This window comes from Marinobacter suaedae (assembly GCF_030519635.1).
GTDB classification, from domain to species: Bacteria; Pseudomonadota; Gammaproteobacteria; order Pseudomonadales; family Oleiphilaceae; genus Marinobacter; species Marinobacter suaedae.
Window position 1 is genome coordinate 1241346 of sequence record NZ_JAUMIS010000001.1, and the last position, 20707, is coordinate 1262052.

Annotated in this window: 21 protein-coding genes; 7 read left to right on the forward strand and 14 right to left on the reverse strand. The window is 57.7% G+C overall.

Translation table 11 applies throughout. The features are described from left to right. Positions 1–85 precede the first annotated feature (85 nt). Together QVZ43_RS05745 and QVZ43_RS05750 are read right to left on the reverse strand one after the other, a co-directional pair. Positions 86–1153: a BMP family ABC transporter substrate-binding protein gene (locus tag QVZ43_RS05745; RefSeq protein ID WP_223794860.1), complete on the reverse strand. Its 1068-nt coding sequence runs from the start codon at positions 1151–1153 to the stop codon at positions 86–88. A 284-nt stretch (positions 1154–1437) separates the two neighbouring features. Beyond that, positions 1438–2196, reverse strand: a complete 759-nt coding sequence (locus QVZ43_RS05750; protein ID WP_302909204.1) for an ATP-binding protein — start codon at positions 2194–2196, stop codon at positions 1438–1440. Between the two features lie 165 nt (positions 2197–2361). On the opposite strand from QVZ43_RS05750, the gene QVZ43_RS05755 reads away from it, so the two are divergent. Continuing rightward, positions 2362–5286, forward strand: coding sequence for a transporter substrate-binding domain-containing diguanylate cyclase (locus tag QVZ43_RS05755; RefSeq protein WP_223794862.1), 2925 nt, complete (start codon positions 2362–2364; stop codon positions 5284–5286). A gap of 38 nt (positions 5287–5324) precedes the next feature. Beyond that, complete coding sequence (gene cysK / locus QVZ43_RS05760) at positions 5325–6296, forward strand: cysteine synthase A (RefSeq protein WP_302909205.1); 972 nt, start codon at positions 5325–5327, stop codon at positions 6294–6296. A gap of 322 nt (positions 6297–6618) precedes the next feature. Here the strand turns inward: cysK and QVZ43_RS05765 are convergent, their stop codons facing one another. Continuing rightward, positions 6619–7110, reverse strand: a complete 492-nt coding sequence (locus QVZ43_RS05765; protein WP_302909206.1) for a DUF4442 domain-containing protein — start codon at positions 7108–7110, stop codon at positions 6619–6621. Between the two features lie 150 nt (positions 7111–7260). Here QVZ43_RS05765 and QVZ43_RS05770 point away from each other — a divergent pair, with 150 nt between their 5' ends. After that, positions 7261–7521 (forward strand): acyl-CoA-binding protein, encoded by a 261-nt coding sequence (locus QVZ43_RS05770; RefSeq protein WP_223794869.1) that lies wholly within the window; start codon positions 7261–7263, stop codon positions 7519–7521. Positions 7522–7648: 127 nt separating this feature from the next. Then, positions 7649–7960 carry a site-specific integrase gene (locus QVZ43_RS05775; protein ID WP_223794870.1) on the forward strand — a complete coding sequence of 104 codons (312 nt, stop codon included), beginning with the start codon at positions 7649–7651 and terminating at the stop codon, positions 7958–7960. Positions 7961–7983: 23 nt separating this feature from the next. Here the strand turns inward: QVZ43_RS05775 and QVZ43_RS05780 are convergent, their stop codons facing one another. Further along, complete coding sequence (locus QVZ43_RS05780) at positions 7984–8451, reverse strand: hypothetical protein (RefSeq protein WP_223794871.1); 468 nt, start codon at positions 8449–8451, stop codon at positions 7984–7986. Between the two features lie 110 nt (positions 8452–8561). Next, a complete protein-coding gene (gene greB, locus QVZ43_RS05785; protein WP_302909207.1) occupies positions 8562–9077 on the reverse strand; it encodes a transcription elongation factor GreB in 516 nt (171 codons plus the stop codon). 287 nt (positions 9078–9364) lie between these two features. Between greB and QVZ43_RS05790 the strand changes: the two genes are divergently transcribed. Then, complete coding sequence (locus QVZ43_RS05790; RefSeq protein WP_223794873.1) at positions 9365–9646, forward strand: hypothetical protein; 282 nt, start codon at positions 9365–9367, stop codon at positions 9644–9646. A 2-nt stretch (positions 9647–9648) separates the two neighbouring features. On the opposite strand, the gene QVZ43_RS05795 is transcribed toward QVZ43_RS05790, so the two are convergent. From QVZ43_RS05795 to ftsY, 8 genes are all read right to left on the reverse strand, one after another. After that, positions 9649–11130, reverse strand: a complete 1482-nt coding sequence (locus tag QVZ43_RS05795) for a sensor histidine kinase (RefSeq protein WP_302909208.1) — start codon at positions 11128–11130, stop codon at positions 9649–9651. Continuing rightward, a complete protein-coding gene (locus QVZ43_RS05800) occupies positions 11117–11797 on the reverse strand; it encodes a winged helix-turn-helix domain-containing protein (RefSeq protein ID WP_223794875.1) in 681 nt (226 codons plus the stop codon). Before QVZ43_RS05800 ends, QVZ43_RS05795 begins: the two co-directional genes overlap by 14 nt. Before the next feature lie 114 nt (positions 11798–11911). After that, a complete protein-coding gene (gene hyi, locus QVZ43_RS05805; RefSeq protein ID WP_302909209.1) occupies positions 11912–12685 on the reverse strand; it encodes a hydroxypyruvate isomerase in 774 nt (257 codons plus the stop codon). Between the two features lie 4 nt (positions 12686–12689). After that, on the reverse strand, positions 12690–13604 hold the full coding sequence (locus QVZ43_RS05810; RefSeq protein WP_223794877.1) for an NAD(P)-dependent oxidoreductase: 915 nt from the start codon (positions 13602–13604) through the stop codon (positions 12690–12692). Between the two features lie 123 nt (positions 13605–13727). Beyond that, on the reverse strand, positions 13728–14588 hold the full coding sequence (gene rpoH / locus QVZ43_RS05815) for an RNA polymerase sigma factor RpoH (protein ID WP_223794878.1): 861 nt from the start codon (positions 14586–14588) through the stop codon (positions 13728–13730). Positions 14589–14782: 194 nt separating this feature from the next. Next, positions 14783–15787 carry a permease-like cell division protein FtsX gene (gene ftsX, locus QVZ43_RS05820; protein WP_302909210.1) on the reverse strand — a complete coding sequence of 335 codons (1005 nt, stop codon included), beginning with the start codon at positions 15785–15787 and terminating at the stop codon, positions 14783–14785. Continuing rightward, positions 15777–16466, reverse strand: coding sequence for a cell division ATP-binding protein FtsE (gene ftsE, locus QVZ43_RS05825; protein ID WP_302909211.1), 690 nt, complete (start codon positions 16464–16466; stop codon positions 15777–15779). Before ftsE ends, ftsX begins: the two co-directional genes overlap by 11 nt. A 29-nt stretch (positions 16467–16495) precedes the next feature. Continuing rightward, positions 16496–17692 carry a signal recognition particle-docking protein FtsY gene (gene ftsY / locus QVZ43_RS05830; protein ID WP_302909212.1) on the reverse strand — a complete coding sequence of 399 codons (1197 nt, stop codon included), beginning with the start codon at positions 17690–17692 and terminating at the stop codon, positions 16496–16498. A 172-nt stretch (positions 17693–17864) separates the two neighbouring features. On the opposite strand from ftsY, the gene rsmD reads away from it, so the two are divergent. Next, positions 17865–18506: a 16S rRNA (guanine(966)-N(2))-methyltransferase RsmD gene (gene rsmD / locus QVZ43_RS05835; RefSeq protein WP_302909213.1), complete on the forward strand. Its 642-nt coding sequence runs from the start codon at positions 17865–17867 to the stop codon at positions 18504–18506. Here rsmD and QVZ43_RS05840 read toward each other — a convergent pair. Next, complete coding sequence (locus QVZ43_RS05840) at positions 18482–19660, reverse strand: DesA family fatty acid desaturase (RefSeq protein WP_302909214.1); 1179 nt, start codon at positions 19658–19660, stop codon at positions 18482–18484. The two genes, rsmD and QVZ43_RS05840, sit on opposite strands and share 25 nt — an antisense overlap. 224 nt (positions 19661–19884) lie before the next feature. Here QVZ43_RS05840 and mutM point away from each other — a divergent pair, with 224 nt between their 5' ends. Then, a complete protein-coding gene (gene mutM, locus QVZ43_RS05845) occupies positions 19885–20697 on the forward strand; it encodes a bifunctional DNA-formamidopyrimidine glycosylase/DNA-(apurinic or apyrimidinic site) lyase (protein ID WP_302909215.1) in 813 nt (270 codons plus the stop codon). The last annotated feature ends 10 nt before the right edge of the window (positions 20698–20707 follow it).

Sequence of the window (20707 nt, forward strand, 5' to 3'; positions counted from 1 at the left end):
GGGCAGGCCGGGGCTTGCTGCCTGCCTCCCAACAAAAAAGGCCGGCAGGTAAAACCCTGCCGGCCTTTTCGGTAACGTATTAAGCTTACTGCGGCAGCGTAGCCGTGATGCCCTCAACGTACCAGTTCATGCCTGCCAGCTCTTCGTTGGTCATGGTCACGCCTTCAGGCACGCGCAACTCGCCACTCTGGTCTTTCAGAGGTCCGGTGAACGGATGGAGTTCGCCCTTGTCGATGGCTTCGATGGCCGCATCGACCTTGGCCTTCTGCTCGTCGGTCAGACGATCGCTGACGCCAACAATCTGGATCACGTCCTCGGAGATACCACCCCAGTAGTCCTGAGATTCCCAGGTGCCGTCCATCACCGACTGAACGGTGTCGATGTAGTACGGTGCCCAGTCGTTAACCACCGACATCAGGTGCGCGTCACCACCGAACTTACGCATGTCGGACGCCTGGCCCACACCCCATTTGCCGCGCTTGTCAGCCGCCATCAGAGGCGCAGGGCTGTCGGTGTGCTGGACGATAACGTCCACACCCTGGTCCATCAGAGCGCTGGCGGCGTCGGCTTCCTTGGCCGGATCAAACCATGTATTCACCCAAACCACTTTGAGTTCAATGTCCGGGTTTACTTCTTTGGCACCCAGGTACACCGCGTTGATGTCGCGGATCACTTCGGGAATCGGGAAGGACGCGATGTAGCCCAGCGTGTTGGTTTCCGTCACCATGCCGGCTGCCAGACCCGTGACGTAACGCCCCTCGTAGGTCACAGACAGGTAGGTGCCAAGGTTCTCAGCACGCTTGTAACCGGTGGCATGCAGGAAGGTGATGTCCGGGAACTGCTCCGCCACCCGAGCCGTCGGGTTCATAAACCCGAAGGATGTGGTGAAGATGACATCGTTGCCGGCCTGGGCCAGACGGCGAATGGTCCGCTCAGCGTCTGCGCCTTCGCTTACGTTCTCAACGTAGGTTGTCTCCACCTTCTCACCGAAGTGCTCCTCGACGGCAAGACGACCCTGGTCATGCTGATAGCTCCAGCCGTGGTCACCAATGGGACCAACGTAAACGAAGCCGACTTTCATGGGGTCTTCCGCCATCGCACCCGCAGACAGGGCGAGGGAGGCAACTAAGGCCAGGCCGGGTTTCAGATTCATGTATACATCTCCTAAAAGGGTTATCGTTTTGCTGTTTCCGTCAGCGCGGATCACTACAAGTGTAGGAGCAAAAAGCTGGCCAAGTATTCAGGTTTTTTATTTCTCTGTTTTTATTGAATATTTTATTTAACCAGCTGCTTTGCTCCACCGGTCATCGGCACTACTTTGAGGCACAGTAAAAGCCCTACCGCACCCTGCATGAGTCCGACGAAGGAGGGCTCTCAGAGCCGCTCCCAACTCTCCACCGATGCTTGCGTCAAAGCAGGTCACAGCAACCCATCGGTTTAAACGGAAAAGTGCCGGAAAAACTGCTGCGCCGTGCGACCATTCCGGACGCCCCGCGAGGTCGCAAACTGAATCGCCTCCCGATGAAGTGTTTCCCGGTCCGGAAAATCCGGGAACAACGCATCAATGGCCTGCAGGTAGACATCCTGGGAGAAGGCATAAAAAGACAGTTGCAGCCCGAACCGATCCGCCAGCGACAACTGCTCTTCAATTGCTTCGGCCGGATGAAGCTCGCCATCGTGCCTCTCGCCTCGCAGGTTATCGGACATGAACTCGGGCATCAGATGCCGACGGTTCGAGGTGGCGAATACCCGGACATTCTCAGGAGGCAATTCCAGCGAACCTTCCAGCACGCTTTTCAGTGCCTTGTAGCCCGATTCTCCCACATCGAAGGACAGGTCGTCGCAGAAGATGACAAACCGGAAACGCAGATCACACAGGTCATCGACAATTTCCGGCAGGTTTACCAGGTCATCCTTGTCCACCTCGATCATACGCAAGCCTTCACCCTGGTAACGATTCAGCAGCGCCTTGATCAGGGACGACTTGCCAGTGCCCCTGGCACCCCAGAGCAACACGTTGTTGGAGGGCTCTCCCGCCAGAAAACGCTCGGTGTTCCTGGCCAGCGCCTGCTTCTGCCGGTCGATGCCCTTCAGGTTTTCCCACTGCACCGGATCCAGCCGTCTGATGGCGCGCAGTCCTGCCCGGTGACGCCGCCAGATCGCCGCAGGTGTGGTCACCCAGTCTATGTTTTCCATACCGCTCACTACCCTCCCGGTGCCTCATTTTTCCTTTTGGAACGTATCAGTCCCTAAGCGTTGTAGAAGGCTGTTACTGATTCTTGCCAGGGGCCAGGCCGTTAGGCAAAGGCCTGTGCACCAACTACACTGATTCCGTAACCGTGTCCAACAAATTACATAATAATGCGCGACCGCCGCTTACCCGATGATACAACCCTCTCCACTCTGCTTTGGGCGACCTGTCTGGTGCTCGCTGCACTGCTCTGGCCGTGGTCCATTGCCCAGGCGGAGGCCGTCGGTGAAAGCGATAAAATTTCGATCGGTGTGACGGCCGACAACGCCCCCTACTCGTTTCTGGAAGGCCGCGCACTGTCCGGCTATTCGGCGGACATCCTCCGGGAGATCTCGTTCAACAGCGGACTGGAATTCGAGTTCCGGGCCGGCAGCTGGCCCGAACTCTATGAGGCCTTTGTGCGTGGCGAACTCGATGCCATTGACGCCATTTCCTACCGGGGCTACCTGTCTGACAAAGTCCTGTTTACCGATCCCTATCACATCCGGCAAACCTACATGATGGAAGACAGCGGTCGCCCCACCGGCCCGATCGAATCCATCGATGACCTGAAAGCAGTCCGGCTGGGTGTTGTTGAAAGCATGTTTTACCTGCCTTATCTGGAGGACCAGGACGTCGATATGGTGACCTACGACTCCATACCCAGCATGGTGAGAGCGCTGGCCTTCGGCTGGGTGGACGTCATCATCGGGCCGCGACTCAGTCTCGAATACCATGCCGACACCGCCGGCTTCTATTTTCTGAACGTTACCGGGGCCGTACCGTTTAATCAGCGTTCCCTGGAAGATCTGCGCATCGGCGTGCAGAAGGACCAACCTGAACTCTTCGAAACCATCCAGACCGCCCTGAAAAAAATCCCGGAATCCCGAAAGGTAGAACTGCTGCGGCGCTGGCAGGAGTTTGGCGGTGCCCAGGTGGGTGACCGGCCCGCCATGCAGCTGAACGATCGGGAGCAGCGATTCCTGCAGGAGCTTGGCCCGATCCGGGTCGGCATTGTACAGGATTATGCCCCCTTCAGTTTTCGTGAGGGTGGCAGGCTGCAGGGATTTTCTGTGGATGTCATCAACCGTCTGGCGGAGATGACCGGCCTGCAGATCATCCCCGTCAGCGGACAGTGGTCCGACCTTCTGAACATGTTCCGGGAGGGCCGGATCGACATCCTGGCCAACATGTCCCTTGATCAGGAGCGCTTGTCGTTCACCCAGTTCACCGATCCCTATTACATCATTCCCAATGTCGCCTTTACCCGGGATGGCGGCGTTTCAATGACCAACATCACTGACCTGAAGGGCTACGACGTGGCTATTACCGGGGGCATCTTCTATGAAAAGGATTTGAAAAACGCTCTGGGTGACGCCGTCAAGGTTTTCACCTCTCAGGAGGCCATGTTCCAGGCGCTGGAACATGACCGGGTAGATGTAGTGCTGTCGTCCCTGCCCAATGGAAACTACTGGGTTCGACAGCTCAACATACCCGGCGTACGAATCGCCGGAGAGGTAAACTTCGAGGATCAGACCGGTGAAGACCTTCGCTTTGGCATCCAGACCAGCCTTGACCCCCTGGCTGAGATCCTCAACAAGGCAATGGCGTCCATCAGCACCACCGAAATGCGCAGTATCGAGAACCGCTGGCTTGGGGCGTCAATGGACATCAATACTCCCGGGCCCTCGAACCTGAACCTTTCGACCGAGGAACAGGCGTGGCTGGAAGCTCGTGAGTACACTCTGCCCTACTGTGTTGACCACGACTGGATGCCCTTGGAGGGCATTGACTCGGCGGGGAACCACACGGGTTTGTCCGCTGAGGCCCTGCGAATGTTCAGCGAACGGACGCAGATTCGATTCAAGCTCGTTCGCACCAAGTCCTGGCAGGAAACCCTGGAAGCAGCGCAGGAGCGAGAGTGCGACCTGCTGCCCCTGGCCATGAAAACACCCGAGCGCTCGCGCTACCTGAGTTTCACCGATCCCTATGTGCAAGTACCGAACATCGTGCTGGGGCGCATTGAAACGCCTTTCATCGAAGGATTGGGCGATCTCCGCAATAGAAAAATCGGTGTGGTGAAGGGCTACGCGTTTGCCGAGCTGCTCAAATACCGATATCCCAGTCTGAAACTGGTTGAAGTAGAGAACGAAAGCGTAGGACTCAAACTGCTGCAGGAAAATGAACTGGCCGGTTACATCACCACACTTCCCACCGCCAGTTACCACATGCAGGATCAGGGACTGGCCGACCTGAAGGTGATCGGGCGCATCCCCGCCGACTGGTCTCTGTCAGTCGCCACCCGAAACGACGAAGCGATACTTCTGAGCATCATGCAGAAAGTGGTGTCCAGTCTGTCACCAGAGGAGCGAAGGAACCTCGAAAGCTACTGGCGAGATGTTCGTATCGAGCAGTCGGTGGATTACACCGTGTTATGGCAGGTACTGGCCATTGCCCTTATTGGCGCCTCGTTGCTGGTGTACTGGAACCGAAAACTGGACCGGCTGAACCGGGAACTGGCCGTTGCCAACGATACCCTGGCACGCCTGAGCGTCACCGATGACCTCACCCAGCTTGGCAACCGCAGCTACTTTGACCGGGAATTCCGCAAAAGCTTCCAGTGGTGCCAGCGTAACGAAACCGGCCTGGCGGTGGCCATGGTCGACGCGGACCACTTCAAAGCCATCAATGATACCTACGGTCACGAAGCCGGGGATCACTGCCTGATTGCCCTGGCGGATGTCATGCGGAGGAATTTTCGCCGGGAAACCGACCGCTTATCCCGTTTTGGTGGCGAGGAATTTGTGATTTTCACCAGTTACCATCACCCGGAAGAAGTCATCGAACGGCTTGATCGCTTCCGCGAAGCGGTAGCAGACAGCGCAACCGTTTATTCCGGCAAGACCATTCATCTGACCATCAGTATTGGCCTGGCAACGGGCGTTCCCGACCCGTCGGACACCCCCGCAGAATTCCTGCGACTGGCGGACCAGGCGTTGTATCAGGCCAAACAGAATGGCCGGAACCGACTGGAGGCTCGCGCCGTCAAAGAATAGGCGGTTCCAGAGCCCCCGATAACAACAAGGAGCGCACCATGGCACGCATTTATGACGACAACTCGTTGTCCATTGGCAACACCCCGCTGGTTAAACTGAACCGAGTTAACGAAGGCGCCACCATCTGGGCCAAGATCGAAGGCCGTAACCCCGCGTATTCGGTCAAGTGCCGCATTGGCGCCGCCATGATCTGGGACGCCGAAAAACGCGGCGCGCTCACACCCGGGATGACCATCATCGAACCCACCAGTGGCAATACCGGCATCGCCCTGGCGTTCGTTGCCGCGGCCCGCGGCTATAAACTGGTGCTGACCATGCCGGCATCCATGAGCCTCGAGCGTCGAAAGGTGCTCAAGGCACTGGGTGCAGAACTGGTTCTGACCGAGCCGGCAAAGGGCATGCCCGGGGCCATTGCCAAGGCAGAAGAGATTTTCTCCAGCGACCCGGATAACCATTTCCTGCCCCAACAGTTCCAGAACCCGGCCAACCCCCGTATCCACGAGGACACCACCGGCCCGGAGATCTGGAACGACACCGACGGGGAGATAGATATTTTCGTGTCCGGCGTCGGGACAGGCGGTACGCTGACTGGCGTGTCCCGCTACATCAAGGGAACCCGCGGCAAGAAGATCACCACCGTGGCCGTTGAACCGGCAGACTCCCCCATCATCACCCAAACACTGAACGATGAAGAGCTCCAACCCTCCCCCCACAAAATCCAGGGCATCGGAGCAGGTTTCGTGCCGAAAAACCTGGATCTGGAGATGGTGGACCAGGTGGAAACCGTCACCAACGAAGAATCCATGGACATGGCCCATCGCCTGATGCAGGAGGAAGGTATCCTGTGCGGTATTTCCTGTGGCGCCGCCGTGGCCGCGGCGGTGCGCGTTGGCCAGCAGCCGGAGCACAAGGGCAAAAACATCGTGGTGGTACTACCGGACTGCGCCGAGCGTTACCTGTCGTCGGCTTTGTTTGCCGATCGGTTTGGGGATCTGGAGAACAAACAGTAGGCTCTCGCCACTGTTCTAATTGCACACAACGAAGCGCGCTGCGATCTGGAAATCGCAGCGCTTTCGCAGATTACATTTTCCAGGCTAAACCGCCTTGATGATGAGCGCGGCTGCCGCATGGAGTCCCTGGGTGCCAACCTTCACCGGAACCGGCCAAGCCGCGACCAGCCGATCCAGGACTTCAGACAGCACACACATGGAAACAGCAAGAGGGCTTCGGCGGCGGTTCGGGATGTTTCTGGAGCCGGCTTGGGACCAAAGCTGCGTCAGCGGAACACATGCCGCCAAGCAGGGCCTGTCACCAGAATGCGCAATGCGTCGTTTACCGGCGCTTCGGTGTCCAGGCCCAGATCATCGCCAGCTCGATGGGCTCCTTGCCCTCACTGTCTCGGATAGTCACCGGCACAGTCACCTCGCCCTTGTCCTCCATGCGAATCCGCTCGCGCTGCTCAGCCGTCAGGTAAGCCTCGACGGTCATGTCTCCCTTGGCCCGACGGGTATATTCGGCGTGGGCAGTCTTGATCACGGGAACCTTGTCATCCGACACATTCATGCCCACCAGAAACCCGGTAGCGGACTCGGCCAGCAACAGGGAAGCAACGGCATGGACACCGCCAATGTGATTCTGTACCCGACGCTTGTTGACCAGACGGATCACGCAGCGGTCGTGATCCAGCGACTCAATACGAATGCCTGCGGTGCCGGTAAACGGAACCACCTTGCCGAAAAACAGGGTCAATGCCCGGGACCGGGCAAACTCGGGCAAGGTGTTAATCTTGTCCACAATACCAGACAGCTTATTGGTGCCAGCCATAAATAAATCCCCATAAAAACAGCTTTTTGGCTCCGGACGATACCCCATTCCCCGGCGTAAAGGAACGCCCGGTCATGACGGGATGAAAGCAGGCCGGTATACTCAGCAAGACTTCTGTGGGATACCGCACTGACCGATAAGGAGATGGAAATGAGTGACCTGAAAGCCCAGTTTGATGAGGCCGTTAACTACATCCAGACAGCCGAAGGCGATTTTCAGCCGTCAAACGAAATGAAGCTTGAGTTTTATGCTCTGTACAAGCAGGCCACCGAGGGCGACGTGTCTGGTAAACGTCCGGGCATGATGGATTTTGTGGGCCGTGCAAAATACGACGCTTGGGAAAAGCTCAAAGGCCTGTCCAACGAGGACGCCATGCAGCAGTACATCGATAAGCTCAACGCCCTGAAGTAATCCTGCCGGATCCCGGCTGCCCCTGCCGGGATCCAACCACAACTGCCATTTTTGCGTCCGCTAAACGTTTGTCATAGAATCCGCGGCATATAATAAAAACGCACAACAAGCACGACAGAGATCTACCATGGAGAATACCCAAGCGCTGGACCAATCCCAGCCGGGCCTTTCAAAGCGCGTCAAAAAAGCCATTGAACGTCAGCAGCTGAGTCAGCGAACCGAACAAAGTTACCTGCACTGGATTACCCGATTCATCACATTCCACGATTGTCAGGATCCAGAGATGCTGGCCGAGGAGGAGCAGCACGCATTTCTGCGCTATCTGGACGAACGAGCCCAGGTATCGAGGGCAAGGCTGAATCAGGCGAAACAGGCACTCGTCTTTTTCTACGAGGATGTTCTGGACAAGGTCGAGTCAAGGGATACGGCTGCAGCTTGAGGCAGCCCTGCCTTCAGTGCGGCCTAGCGCTCCATCATATTGATATTCTGGTTTTGGATGGTTCGGTTCTGCGGCAAGCGAAGTTGGAAGCCCGTGGTGTGATTGACGCCCGGAATTGATTTCGGGTTAGCAAATTGGAATTCCACGGGAACCTCGGAACGGCCAAGATCGGTTCGGCGATCCCGTGGCTCCAATGCCAGCGGATCCAGATAGAAATCGTCGTCCGTTGCTGGTTTCACTGGCACACCGGCAGCCGGCGCCGACAGCCCACCTTCAATCACCGTATCCGCCAGCGCGTCCTCCTCTATGGAACGAAACGGGATGGTATCGATGGTTGAACGCTCTTCGTACTCAAACACCCCATCGTCAACGAAAGGGCTCTCACTCTGAGCAATTGCGATAACCGAGCAACCGAATAAGCCGGCAATCAGTCCCGATTGCCAAAGTCGGTTTCTACTCCTACGTGACCGTTGTTCTGTGTCCTGTTCCATGACTCAATCCCTGGCTGACAATTCCCTTCAAGCCTAGCATGCCAATTTCCGGACATATTATCGCCTCAGCGGCCAGAATGCTCAAAAAAGCGTCAACGATGTGACGCTTTTCACCCAAGCCGATCCGGTGACTGGTATCGAATCGCCGAAATCACCACGGTTTTCCATCCTTCCGGAGTGCGTACACTGACCTCATCGTCCAGGCGCTTTCCAATCAGCGCCCGGGCCATAGGCGAGTTGATACTCAGATAACGTCTGGTCAAATCAAACTCGTCAGCGCCGACCAATCGATATTCCTGCTCCTCACCCGACTCCTCTTCGATCGTTACCCAGGCACCGAAGAACACTTTCTCCTGATCATCAGGCAAACGGTCAACCACCGTGACTTCTTCCAGGCGCTTACTCAGAAACCGAACCCGGCGATCGATCTCCCGCAACTGTTTCTTGCCGTATATGTATTCGGCATTCTCGGAGCGGTCACCCAATGCGGCCGCTTCTCGCACAGCCTGGGTCACTTCAGGCCGTTTCGTTTTCCACAAATACTGCAATTCCTCGCGCAGGGCCCGTTCACCTTCCGGCGTGATATAGCGCGGCCGATTGCCGCCGGCGTTTGATGTGTTACTCATCAATCCTGACCTTGTTCTGGGTACCGAAAATGCGGGCAAAAAAAACCCCGTAATCCACGGGGTAAGGCTAGCGCTGTGCTGGAGGGGTAAGCAAGAAACCTAGAGTTCTCGCTTTGGTGAGTCCAGTATCTATTATGCACAGCCAGCGTTACCGCCGAATGGCTCATTGATTACCTTTTAGACAGAGATTAGCTAATGTGGAAGGAAATTAGGTTGCACACTCTAGGGACCAGAGTTAGGTTGCGGGATAATTGATCTTCCACGCTTGTCTGTCACGGAGTTTCCCGATGAACACCCAGAAATTACTGAACCTTGCCCTCGAGGGCATCGACAACCTCGGCTATCACCTCGATCAGTTCGGTGTCACCGGTAAGGTTAACCGACACAACATCGCGGCCTTTCTGGCGGCAGAGCAAAAGCATCTTGAGGGCGAATGGGACAGCCTGCAGGCCAAGTTCGGTCGCCGTCGTTCCCAGGTTGAGCAGCTTACCCATGGGTTGGAAAGTCGAGCTGAAAGCCTGATCGCCCCTGTACTGGAGCGGGTTAACAGCTTCCGCGCCAAGTCCTGATATCAACCGTCACTGGTTTCAGCCGGGTGGCGGGTTTCAGAGTTGCCCGCCGGCGCGGGCAACTCGGCTGACGTTGTCTTGATGCGCTTTCGTACGCCGGTGAATGCCGGCATATGCACGGATACCGTCAAACCTGGCGGATTTTTACCTGGATAGGTATCGGTCAGGACAATCTGGCCCTGATGAATCTCCGACACGGCACTGACGAGGCTCAAACCCAGGCCATTGCCGGGGAGCGACCGGCTTTTGCCCACCCGGTAAAAGCGCTGGAATATCTGGTCCTTCTCTTCATCCGGAACACCAATCCCGGTGTCACTGACCTCAAACACCGCATCACCACCGGACTTCCTTACCACGACGCCTATCGTGCCTTTTTCCGGCGTGTACTTGATCGCGTTGTCGATAAGATTGCTGACCATCTGGAACAGCAAATCCCGGTCGCCCTCGATCATCACGCCTTTTTCCAGTTGCTGCTCGAACACCTGATCCTTGTCTTCTGCCAGCGCCTCGTAAAGTTCGCAGGCGTCAGTGACCAGCTCATCCAGCGACACCACCTTCATGTCGGCAGTGTTGCCGCGGGTTTCCAGGCGGGCAATCCGTAACAACGCATTGAAAGTAGACAGCAGCTGATCCGCCTCTGCAACGGCTCGACCAGCCTGCTCCCGGGCTTCGTCGTTGTCTACCGACAACAAGGTATTCTCCAGCTGGTTACGCAGGCGGGTCAGCGGCGTGCGCAGGTCATGGGCAATGTTATCGGAGACATGCCGAATACCTTCCATGAGATACACGATACGGTCGAGCATCCGGTTAAGGTTGTCGGCCAGCTGATCAAAATCGTCATCCGTGCCCCGGGTAGGAATCCGCAACGACAGGTGGCCATTCATGATCCGGCGGGAGGTGTTGTTGATGACCTCAATTCGGCGAGTGGTGCTTCGGCTCATCAGGAACCCGCCCAGCAGAGCCAGCGCCAGAGTGATGCCCATCCCCCAGTTGATGGCGGTTTCAATAACCCGCTTCAGGCTGGTGAGATCATCCACATCCCGTCCCACCAACAGGCGCAAACCGCCCTGCACTTCAAAGATCCGGGCACGGGCAAGCCGTTGCGGCCCACTCCAGCCAACACTTTCGTCGAGGGTAAAGTTGATCCAGCCGCTTTCCGAGCGCGTGCCCTGAGGCCAGGATTCGATGTTTCCCGCCAGCTTCAGGAAGTCGTCGGTCGTCAGGAGATAAATGGATTTGGCGTTGGGGTCGCGGGCCACGCGTTCACGGATGATGGTAATCAGACCATTCACGCCCCGGCCCCGATACTGCTCGGCCAGCCCGGCCACTTCCGCCTCGATGGTTTCATCAGTCTGGGCGGTCATGAACCCGGCCGTTCGCCAGTATATGAATGCGAGCAACAGAAAGACCGAGGTGGCAAACACCACCATGTAAAGAAGGGCAAGCTGGAAGGAAGACGTCCGAAGCTGGCTAAGCAGTTTCACGAAGCATGTACCCGGCACCGCGTACGGTTTGCAGCAGGGGTGTGTCGAACTCCTTGTCGATCTTTGCCCGCAGACGACTGATGTGTACGTCAATCACGTTGGTCTGGGGATCGAAGTGGTAATCCCACACCTTCTCCAGCAACATGGTCCGGGTAACCACCTGGCCGGCATTCCGCATCAGGTATTCCAGCAACCGGAATTCCCTGGGCTGAACATCAATGTTTTGCCCGGCTCGCTTGACGGTTCGAGCCAGCAGATCCATTTCCAGATCCGCGACCCGCAGAACCGTTTCCGTCTCCGCTGCCTGACGGTTCCGACGGACCAGGGACTCAATACGTGCGAGCAGTTCCGTAAATGAGAAGGGCTTGGTCAGGTAATCATCCCCACCACCGCGCAGGCCTTCAACACGATCATCCACATCTCCCAGGGCGCTCAGAATAAGCACGGGCACCTGATTCCCGGTGGCTCGGACCGTCTTGATAATTGACAGGCCGTCCATACCCGGAAGCATGCGGTCGACGATCATGATGTCGTATTCCTCACTGGCCGCCATCATCATGCCTTCCTTGCCATCGGCAGCATGATCAACAACAAAATCAGACTCCCTGAGCCCCTTCACCAGATAATTGGCTACGTCCTGGTCGTCTTCGATTACCAGCGCTTTCACCGGCCTATCCTCCCGATATCGGATTACGTTCAATGGCAACAAGGGTACGAAGAACTCCGGAATCCGGCCAGTTACCATCTTGTAAGAGGGTGTCGCCTAAAGCGACGGGCGAAATCAGCCCTCCAGCCACCCCAGACTGGCCCCGGTATCGCCCGAAGGCCGGTATTCTGCGCTGACCCAGCCGTCGTAATCCAGCCGATCAATGGCGGCAAAAACATTCGAAAAGTTAATCTCTCCGGTGCCCGGCTGGTGGCGCCCCGGGTTATCGGCGAACTGGATATGACCAATCCAGGGCAGCAGACACTCCATGGACCGGATAAGATCACCTTCCATGATCTGCATGTGGTACAGGTCATACTGCAGACGCACATTGTCGGCATCCACCGCCTCCATCAGGGCGAGGACTTTTCCGGAGGTGTCCAGCACAAATCCCGGCATGTCCACCCGGGAATTGATGGCTTCCAGGCACAGGGTGATGCCTTCCGCGGACAGCTTTTCGGCCGCATAACTCACGTTGGCCTGCAACGTCTGCCACGCGTCTTCCTCTGACAACGATGGGGGTCGAAGACCCGCCAGACAATTCACCTGCCGACAATCCAGTGCCCGAGCGTATTCTATGGCCTGGTCTACGCCTTCACGAAACTCCGCCACCCGGTCTGGCAGACAGGCGATGCCCCGCTCCCCGGCATCCCAGTCACCGGGCGGCAGGTTGAAGAGCACCTGGGTTAGCCCATGGTCCTTGAGGAGAGAAGCAAGCTGCTCCTTCTGGTAGGGATAGGGAAACAGGTATTCCACGCCCTCAAAGCCCGCATTCCTGGCATGAGCAAAGCGCTCGGTAAACTCGAACTCCGTGAACAGCATAGACAGGTTGGCAGCAAATCGCGGCATAACGCTACTCCTTAGGCCCCCGGCCAATGGATCCCATCAAAGCACCGTTCAGGTGCTCCAGTTCCAGAAGCAGGCCACTGTGGTCGACGTCGCTATGGCCATTGGCCACCAGGGACAAATATTCATTATGGACCTGCTGGGCCAGTGGCAGGGTCAAGCCTTCAGCCCGGGCTTCATCAAGAATCATCCGCATGTCCTTGAGTTGGATCCGTGCCGGTGCGCCAGGCGCGAAATCCCGGTCAATCATGCGCTGACCATGCAGCTCCAGTATCCGGCTGCCGGCGAAGCCGCCCATCAACGCTTCGCGCACGGCAGCGGGGTCGGCGCCACCTTTCGCCGCCAGCAACAGCGCCTCGGATACGGCACCGATGGTAATTCCGACAATCGCCTGGTTCGCCAGCTTGGCCAGCTGCCCTGAGCCAACGGGTCCAATTCGAGTACAGCGTCCAAGGGGGGCAAACACCGGTTCGGCCCGGGCAATGCTCGTCTCATCACCACCAGCCATGATGCTCAGTCGCCCTTCGGCAGCACCCACCGTTCCCCCCGATACTGGGGCATCAATATAGTGCCCACCCTGAGCCTCCACCAGCTTGCCATGGCGACGGGCCACCGTCGGTGTTACGGAGCTCATGTCGATCACCAGGGTGTCGGGCCTGATCGCCTCAATCGCCCCCTGACCAACGAGCACCTGTTCGACGACGTCGGTGTTCTCCAGCATGGTGATAACCACATCCGCCTCGGCCACCGCCTCGGCAGGAGAAGTTGCAAGAACGGCTTCTTGGGAAAAAGGCTCACACTTGGCAGCGGTCCGGTTCCAGAGCGTCATGGAAAAGCCGGCATTCAGCAGGTTACGGGTCATGGGGGCGCCCATCAGGCCGATTCCAAGAAACGCTATACGGGCAGTGGCGGTGGTCGTCATGAAAGCTCTCGCAGGGCTATGGCGTTATTGAAATGTGCTTGATTATACAAACAAAAACGCCACCAACCGGAAGGGTGGTGGCGTTTTCGATCATCGACGGATCAAACCCTGACTGGCGTTACATCACGCCGCGTCATCGATTTGCTTCCGGATCTTCTTCATGGCGTTTTTTTCCAGCTGGCGAATCCGCTCTGCTGAAACACCGTATTTATCGGCCAGCTCATGCAAGGTGGACTTGCTTTCGGACAACCAGCGTTCCCGCAGAATGTCCTGACTGCGCTCGTCGAGGCTGCTCAGCGCCTCCATCAGGCGGCTGTTGGAATCCTCAGTCCAGTCGGCCTTCTCCAGCTGAGTGGCCGGGTCTGCCCGACGATCCTCCAGATAATAGGCTGGCGCCTGATACGCGGATTCATCATCGTCATCCATTGGCCCGTCGAAGGAGGTGTCCTGAGAGGCCAGACGACCTTCCATTTCACGAACCACTTTCGGTTCAACACCCAAGTCCGCCGCCACGGCCTTCACTTCCTCGTGGTTCAACCATGCCAGACGCTTCTTCTGACTACGGAGGTTAAAGAACAACTTGCGTTGCGACTTGGTGGTAGCAACTTTTACGATGCGCCAGTTGCGCAGGATGAATTCGTGAATTTCGGCTTTGATCCAGTGCACGGCGAAGGAAACCAGCCGGACACCATACTCCGGGTTGAACCGCTTTACGGCTTTCATCAAGCCCACATTGCCTTCCTGAATCAGGTCGGACTGGGCCAAGCCATAACCGGAATAGCTGCGCGCAATGTGAATCACGAAACGCAGGTGGGACATAACGAGCTGACGGGCTGCTTCAACGTCGCCCTCGTAGTGAAGTTTTTCTGCCAGCTCGCGTTCTTCATCGACTGAGAGCACCGGAATGCTCGATACAGCCTGAACGTAAGACTCGAGATTTGCACCTGGAACCAGTTTGTCGACCAGCTGTAAACTCGTACCCATACTTTGACCTCCGAACCAGACAGCCGATAAATATAACAACTAAGTTTTCGACCGCCAAGAACCTGATAAGTTCCCGACCCACCCGCAAAAACGGTACAAATTCAACGACCTGAGGGGATCGACTTGGTTTTGGTTGTTCTCGACACTACTCGATGAATCCTGCTGCTCTCAATACGGTTTTTCCGTTATCAGGCTCATCCGCCGGTAATTTCTCCCGGCTCAATGTCGTCCATATGACGCTTGACCGCCAGCCAGGCTCCTAGCCAGCCTAGCACCATTGCGGCAATTATCAATGCGAGCCCGCCGACAAGTCCCGGACCGGACAGAGAGAATTCCGTCCGGTACAGGTCGGCGAGACGTTCGATCGGACCGCTCAGCCACCAGAGCGACACCTCCAGCACAATCCAGGCAAGAATTCCGCCGCCAAGACCAAACCAGGCGCCAGTGTACAGGAAGGGTCGACGCACAAACGCTTCCGTCCCGCCCACGAGCTTGGCGACCAGAATTTCATCCCGCCGGCTCTCTATCGCGAGACGCACCGTATTGCCAATCACCAGCACCACCACGGCGGCCAGCAACAGGGACAGCACCCAGACCGCTCGCACCAGCAGATCGGTGACCGCATTCAGGCGCTGAAGCCAGCCAAGATCCACCTGAACACGCTCAATACCTTCGATGGCCTCGATGAAACGGATTAACCCCTGCATTCCCGCTTCGGACCGGGCACTGGCTTCCGGGGTAATCAACAGGGCATGGGGCAGCGGGTTCTCATCCAGGAAATCCAGCGCATCCTCAAGGCCCGACGACACCCGGAATTCCCTGAAGGCGTCATCACGATTGACCAGTTCGACCGCGTCGATTCGGCCATCCGAAGCGACCCGCCCGGCAATCGCCTCGGCGTCCTCCAGGGGCGACTCAAGCTCGACGTAGGCCGTTAGCCGGGCACTGCTGTCCCAACCGGCACTGACCCCTTCCAGGCTGCTCAGCAACAGTAACAACGCCACAGGCAGTGCCAGGGCCACACCGATGACCGCCCAGGTCATCAAGCTGGCAACGGGGCTTCGCCACAAACGCTCCGCACTGTCCCGGGCGACCTTGCGATGGTGATTGACATAGCCTTCCATCAATTGACGCCCGGCCGACCTGGACACTCTGGCGCCCCGGCTCACTTCGTGTTTGCGCTGGGACTCAGGCACCATGAACACCTCCCTGGAATGGCGTGCCGCCAGAAACCAGGCGACCGTGATCCAGCGTCAGGGTCCGGTGTCCCATCTCGTTGATCAGTGCGATATCGTGGGTGGCAATCAGTACGGTCACGCCCACCTGGCTGAACTGACTGAAAAGATTCATGATATCGGCGGACAGCTCAGGATCGAGGTTACCGGTCGGCTCATCCGCCAGCAGCACCGGTGGCTTGTTGACCACCGCCCGGGCAATACCCACCCGCTGCTGCTCACCGCCGGAGAGCTGGATGGGGTTCATTTTTTCCTTGCTCAGCAACCCGACCTTATCGAGTGCTGCCCGCACCCGGCGGCCCGCCTCTTTTGGCGGTACGCCCATGACTTCCAGCGGCATGGCCACGTTATCGTAGACCGTCCGGTCGAACAGCAGCTGGTGATTCTGAAATACCACGCCGATGTGCCGGCGCATGTAGGGAACCTGCCGCTTGGGCAGTTTGTTCAGGAGTTGCCCCCCGACAACAAGTTCTCCGGCGCTGGGACGCTCCATCACCATGATGAGTTTCAGCAAAGTACTTTTTCCGGCCCCGGAGTGACCAGTCAGAAACGCCAGCTCACCCCGGTCCAGCCGGAAGTTAACCTGACGCAGGGCAGTATGGTCACTGTCGTACCGCTTGGTGACCTGACGAAACTCAATCATGGGCGGCTACTACTCCAAAAAGCCGGCGTTTAGTCAAACAGTGCTTCCACAAACGTTTCCGCGTCGAAGCTGCGCAGGTCATCCACCTGCTCTCCCACACCGATGAAGCGGATCGGAAGCTGCAACTGACGGGCAATGGCAAATACGATACCGCCTTTTGCCGTGCCGTCCAGTTTCGTCAATGTAATACCGCTGACGCCCACCGCCTGCTGGAACACCTGGGCCTGACTCAGGGCATTCTGCCCGGTACCCGCATCCAGCACCAACATGACCTCATGGGGTGCCGAGTCATCGAGCTTTTTCATGACTCGCACAACTTTTTCCAGCTCGTTCATCAGGTTGTCTTTGTTCTGCAAGCGCCCGGCGGTATCAGCAATCACCACATCGGCGCCTCGGGACTGGGCCGACTGGATGGCATCGAAGATGACCGAGGCACTGTCGGCACCCGTTTGCTGGGCCACAACCGGCACATTGTTACGTTCACCCCACACCTGCAGCTGCTCCACCGCCGCCGCCCGGAAGGTGTCGCCGGCCGCCAGCATGACGGACTTGCCTTCGCTCTGGAATTTCTTGGTCAGCTTGCCGATGGTCGTGGTTTTGCCCACGCCGTTGACACCCACCATGAGAATGACATAGGGCTTCTTGCCCGCATCGACGGTCAGCGGCCTGGTAACACCCTCAAGAAGCCCACGCAGCTCGCCCTGCAGCGCCTTTCGCAGAGCTTCACCATCCTTCAGCTGGTTGCGCTCCAGCTTGTCGGTGAGAGAGTCGATGATTTCGGACGTGGCAGTTACGCCAACATCTGCCGTGAGCAGAGAGGTCTCGATTTCTTCCAGCAAGTCTTCATCGATCTTCTTGCCCACCGAGAACAGGTCTGCCAGGCCACCCGTCAGGCTCGCCCGGGTTTTCCCCAGGCCCTGCTTGATCCGCTCGAAAACACTGACCTGAGGCTCTGGCTCAGGTTCGGGCACCGGCTCAGGCGCTGGGGCCGGCTCAACCTCGGCTGGCGCCTCGACAATTTCGGGTGTTTCGTCAACGGCTGCTTTAACGTCTTCCGCCGGGGCCTTCGCCTGCGGCTGCTCGGGCTCAACGCCTCGCGCAACGTCCGGTTTGCGCTGTGGGACCGGCTTCGGTCTCGGCGCACGGCGACGATTGCCAACGATATCCAGGACAAAAACAAGGACAAGAAGGGCCAGGAGGCCGACTGAAATCCATTCTGCCGTCATAGAGTCATTACCATCATTCTGAATGGGCGGGACAAAGAAAGGGCGTATTCTAACAGACTGTCCCGGGCAAGTGGGGAGCGCGCGTTATCACCCACAACCGCCTTTCGGCTACCATTTGCCCAGAAACAGCCCCGACGGCAAAGCCAAACCAGATACCAGGAGTGCACCCAGTATGGCGCGCAGAAAATCCGCCCGACCTCAGCGCAACACCGGCCAAAGCCACAGCAAGGCCAAAGCCACTGGCACGGGCGAACTGAGGATTATCGGCGGTGACTGGCGGAGCCGGAAGGTCCGCTTCCCCGATGCGGGCGGCGTTCGGCCAACACCGGCAAGAACCCGGGAAACCCTGTTCAACTGGCTGAACTTTCAGGTACCCGGCAGCGCCTGCCTGGATCTGTTTGCCGGTTCGGGGGCACTGGGACTCGAAGCCCTGTCACGGGGCGCATCCAGCACCACCTTTGTTGATCACACTGCGGAACTGGTACAGGCACTCAGAAGCAACCTACGGCTGCTGGAGGCAACGTCAGCAGAAGTGATTTGCGCCAGTGTGGACAGCTTTCTGGACCAGCCGGCCCGACAGGCTTTCGATATCGTGTTTATGGACCCACCGTTCCGGCAGGGTTGGCTGGACACGCTGTTACCGTCACTGAGTGGGCAGGGATGGGTCAAGCCCGGCGGCTGGGTGTACGTGGAGCATGAAAGCGAACTGGCAACACCAGCAACGCCTCCGGACTGGCACCTGCACCGGCAGAAGACCGCCGGGCAGGTGAGCTACAACCTGTATCGGGTTCAGGAAGCAGGGCGCAGTGAGTAGGCCCGCAGGTGTGCGGCGAACTCTTCCAGATAGCGAATGCCACTGGCCTCCGCTTCCTTACACCACTGCATCAGCGCCTGCAGCTTGTCCTGGGGCTTGAGCCCCCGCTGCCGCCAGAGCGCCTGGAGTTCATGACTCTTGTCGTAGATTTGCCGCAGGATCTCGTGCTTCTCGAGCACGGATTCAAGGGTTTCCTGTTCCCGGGGGTGAATCAGCGAGGCCTCCCGTGACAGCAGCTGACGCAGCTTCCGGTAACGGGGGCGAATGCCCTCATCCATCAACGCCTTCTGCTGGCGAAGAACCGGTTCCATCACCCGCTTGCGGTACTGGCGCATGATGTCGAAACGGTTGTTGGCAATCGCCTGCACGGTTTCCACATCCACCTCCTGCTTGCCCGGGACATGATGGGCAATCGGACGGTAGCCTTTCGGAGTGGCCAACCCGAACAACTGGAACAGGCGAATGTAGCCCCAGCCGATGTCGACTTCATACCAGCGCCGGGACAGCTTGGACGAGTTCGGATAGGTATGGTGGTTGTTATGCAGCTCTTCACCACCAATAAAAATACCCCAGGGAGAAATATTGCGAGCGTTATCGGCGCATTCGAAGTTGCGGTAACCAAACCAGTGACCCAGCCCGTTAATGACGCCTGCCGCCCATACCGGCATCCACATCATCTGCAGGGCCCACATCCAGATACCGTGCACGCCAAACAGGGCAAGGTCGATGACTGCCATCAGCACAATGCCCAACATCTTGTATTTGCTGTACACATTACGCTCGACCCAGTCCTCGGGCGTGCGCTGGCCGTATCGCTCCAGGGTTTCCGGAGTAGCGGCATCGGCGTAGAGCTCGGCCCCTTCCAGCAAGACTTTTCTGATGCCCAGAACCACCGGGCTGTGGGGATCGTCTTCGGTTTCGCACTTTGCGTGATGCTTGCGGTGGATGGCAGTCCACTCTTTGGTGTTCTGTGCCGTGGTCAGCCACAGCCAGAACCGGAAAAAGTGCTTCAGTGCCGGATGAAGGTCCAGCGAGTTGTGAGCCGAATGGCGATGCAGGTAAAGCGTCACACTGATAATGGTGACGTGGGTCATGCCCAGCAGCACCAGGATCATCTGCGTTACCGAAAGATCCAGCAGTCCGTTAAACCACATACATATTCCTCAATCGTAAATCATGGCTGGTGAACTTCGGCGTTTGCCATTGCAAGCCCTTCCTGCAGGCATGAGAACCAAACCAGCGTGGCCACTTTAGCGTACAGATGTTCGCCGGAACAACCGAAGTTAAACATCGTTTTGTTACCAATTACACCGATTGCCCCAACTTTGTGACTGTGCTCATATTGCCAATCTTGGAACCAGCCCCGGAGAACCCTGACGTGCCCGAACTGCCCGAAGTCGAAACCACCCGCAGAGGCATCGCCCCGCACTGCGAGGGGCAGGTCATTTCCGCCGTGACCGTTCGCAACCCCAGCCTTCGGTGGCCGGTACCGAGCGATCTTGCCGAACGAGTCAGCGGCAAACGCATCCAGAGCGCGGATCGCCGGGCCAAGTACCTGCTCATTCATCTGGAGGATGGCACCCTCATCATCCATCTGGGCATGTCCGGCAGCCTGAGGGTCATCACCGACAACGCGCCGCCCATGACCCACGATCACATCGACCTGACGCTGGAATCCGGAACCGTGCTCCGATTCAACGACCCACGCAGATTCGGCTGCTGGCTCTGGACCGACTCTGTGGACCGCCACCCGCTCATCGAAAGCCTTGGGCCAGAACCTCTATCAGAGGCATTCAACGGCGAGTTGCTGTTCCAGCGTTCCCGCTCGAAAAAGACGCCCATCAAGAACTTTATTATGGACAATCATGTCGTCGTTGGCGTCGGAAATATTTACGCCAACGAAGCCCTGTTCAAAGCGGGCATTCACCCCAGACGGCAGGCTGGTCGCATCAGCCTTGACCGGTACCGACGTCTGGCCGAAGCGATCCGGGAAACCCTGAGCGCCGCCATCCTGATGGGAGGCACGACACTGAGGGATTTCGTTAACAGCGATGGCAAGCCCGGTTATTTCGCCCAGGTATTGCTGGTGTATGGCAAAACCGGCTCACCCTGTACCCAATGTAACACGCTTCTCAAGGAAATCCGGATGAACAACCGATCAACGGTGTACTGCCCGCGCTGCCAACGCTGATTTGCCGACA

Excerpts from the sequence above, each read along its gene's own strand:
- rpoH (WP_223794878.1), bottom strand. The coding sequence starts at position 14,588 with ATGGGTACGAGTTTACAGCTGGTCGACAAACTGGTTCCAGGTGCAAAT.
- QVZ43_RS05765 (WP_302909206.1), bottom strand. The coding sequence starts at position 7,110 with ATGGCTGGCACCAATAAGCTGTCTGGTATTGTGGACAAGATTAACACC.
- QVZ43_RS05790 (WP_223794873.1), top strand. The coding sequence starts at position 9,365 with ATGAACACCCAGAAATTACTGAACCTTGCCCTCGAGGGCATCGACAAC.
- ftsX (WP_302909210.1), bottom strand. The coding sequence starts at position 15,787 with ATGGTGCCTGAGTCCCAGCGCAAACACGAAGTGAGCCGGGGCGCCAGA.
- hyi (WP_302909209.1), bottom strand. The coding sequence starts at position 12,685 with ATGCCGCGATTTGCTGCCAACCTGTCTATGCTGTTCACGGAGTTCGAG.
- QVZ43_RS05755 (WP_223794862.1), top strand. The coding sequence starts at position 2,362 with ATGCGCGACCGCCGCTTACCCGATGATACAACCCTCTCCACTCTGCTT.
- QVZ43_RS05750 (WP_302909204.1), bottom strand. The coding sequence starts at position 2,196 with ATGGAAAACATAGACTGGGTGACCACACCTGCGGCGATCTGGCGGCGT.
- QVZ43_RS05770 (WP_223794869.1), top strand. The coding sequence starts at position 7,261 with ATGAGTGACCTGAAAGCCCAGTTTGATGAGGCCGTTAACTACATCCAG.
- QVZ43_RS05775 (WP_223794870.1), top strand. The coding sequence starts at position 7,649 with ATGGAGAATACCCAAGCGCTGGACCAATCCCAGCCGGGCCTTTCAAAG.
- rsmD (WP_302909213.1), top strand. The coding sequence starts at position 17,865 with ATGGCGCGCAGAAAATCCGCCCGACCTCAGCGCAACACCGGCCAAAGC.
- QVZ43_RS05810 (WP_223794877.1), bottom strand. The coding sequence starts at position 13,604 with ATGACGACCACCGCCACTGCCCGTATAGCGTTTCTTGGAATCGGCCTG.
- ftsE (WP_302909211.1), bottom strand. The coding sequence starts at position 16,466 with ATGATTGAGTTTCGTCAGGTCACCAAGCGGTACGACAGTGACCATACT.
- cysK (WP_302909205.1), top strand. The coding sequence starts at position 5,325 with ATGGCACGCATTTATGACGACAACTCGTTGTCCATTGGCAACACCCCG.
- QVZ43_RS05780 (WP_223794871.1), bottom strand. The coding sequence starts at position 8,451 with ATGGAACAGGACACAGAACAACGGTCACGTAGGAGTAGAAACCGACTT.
- ftsY (WP_302909212.1), bottom strand. The coding sequence starts at position 17,692 with ATGACGGCAGAATGGATTTCAGTCGGCCTCCTGGCCCTTCTTGTCCTT.
- greB (WP_302909207.1), bottom strand. The coding sequence starts at position 9,077 with ATGAGTAACACATCAAACGCCGGCGGCAATCGGCCGCGCTATATCACG.
- QVZ43_RS05745 (WP_223794860.1), bottom strand. The coding sequence starts at position 1,153 with ATGAATCTGAAACCCGGCCTGGCCTTAGTTGCCTCCCTCGCCCTGTCT.
- QVZ43_RS05840 (WP_302909214.1), bottom strand. The coding sequence starts at position 19,660 with ATGTGGTTTAACGGACTGCTGGATCTTTCGGTAACGCAGATGATCCTG.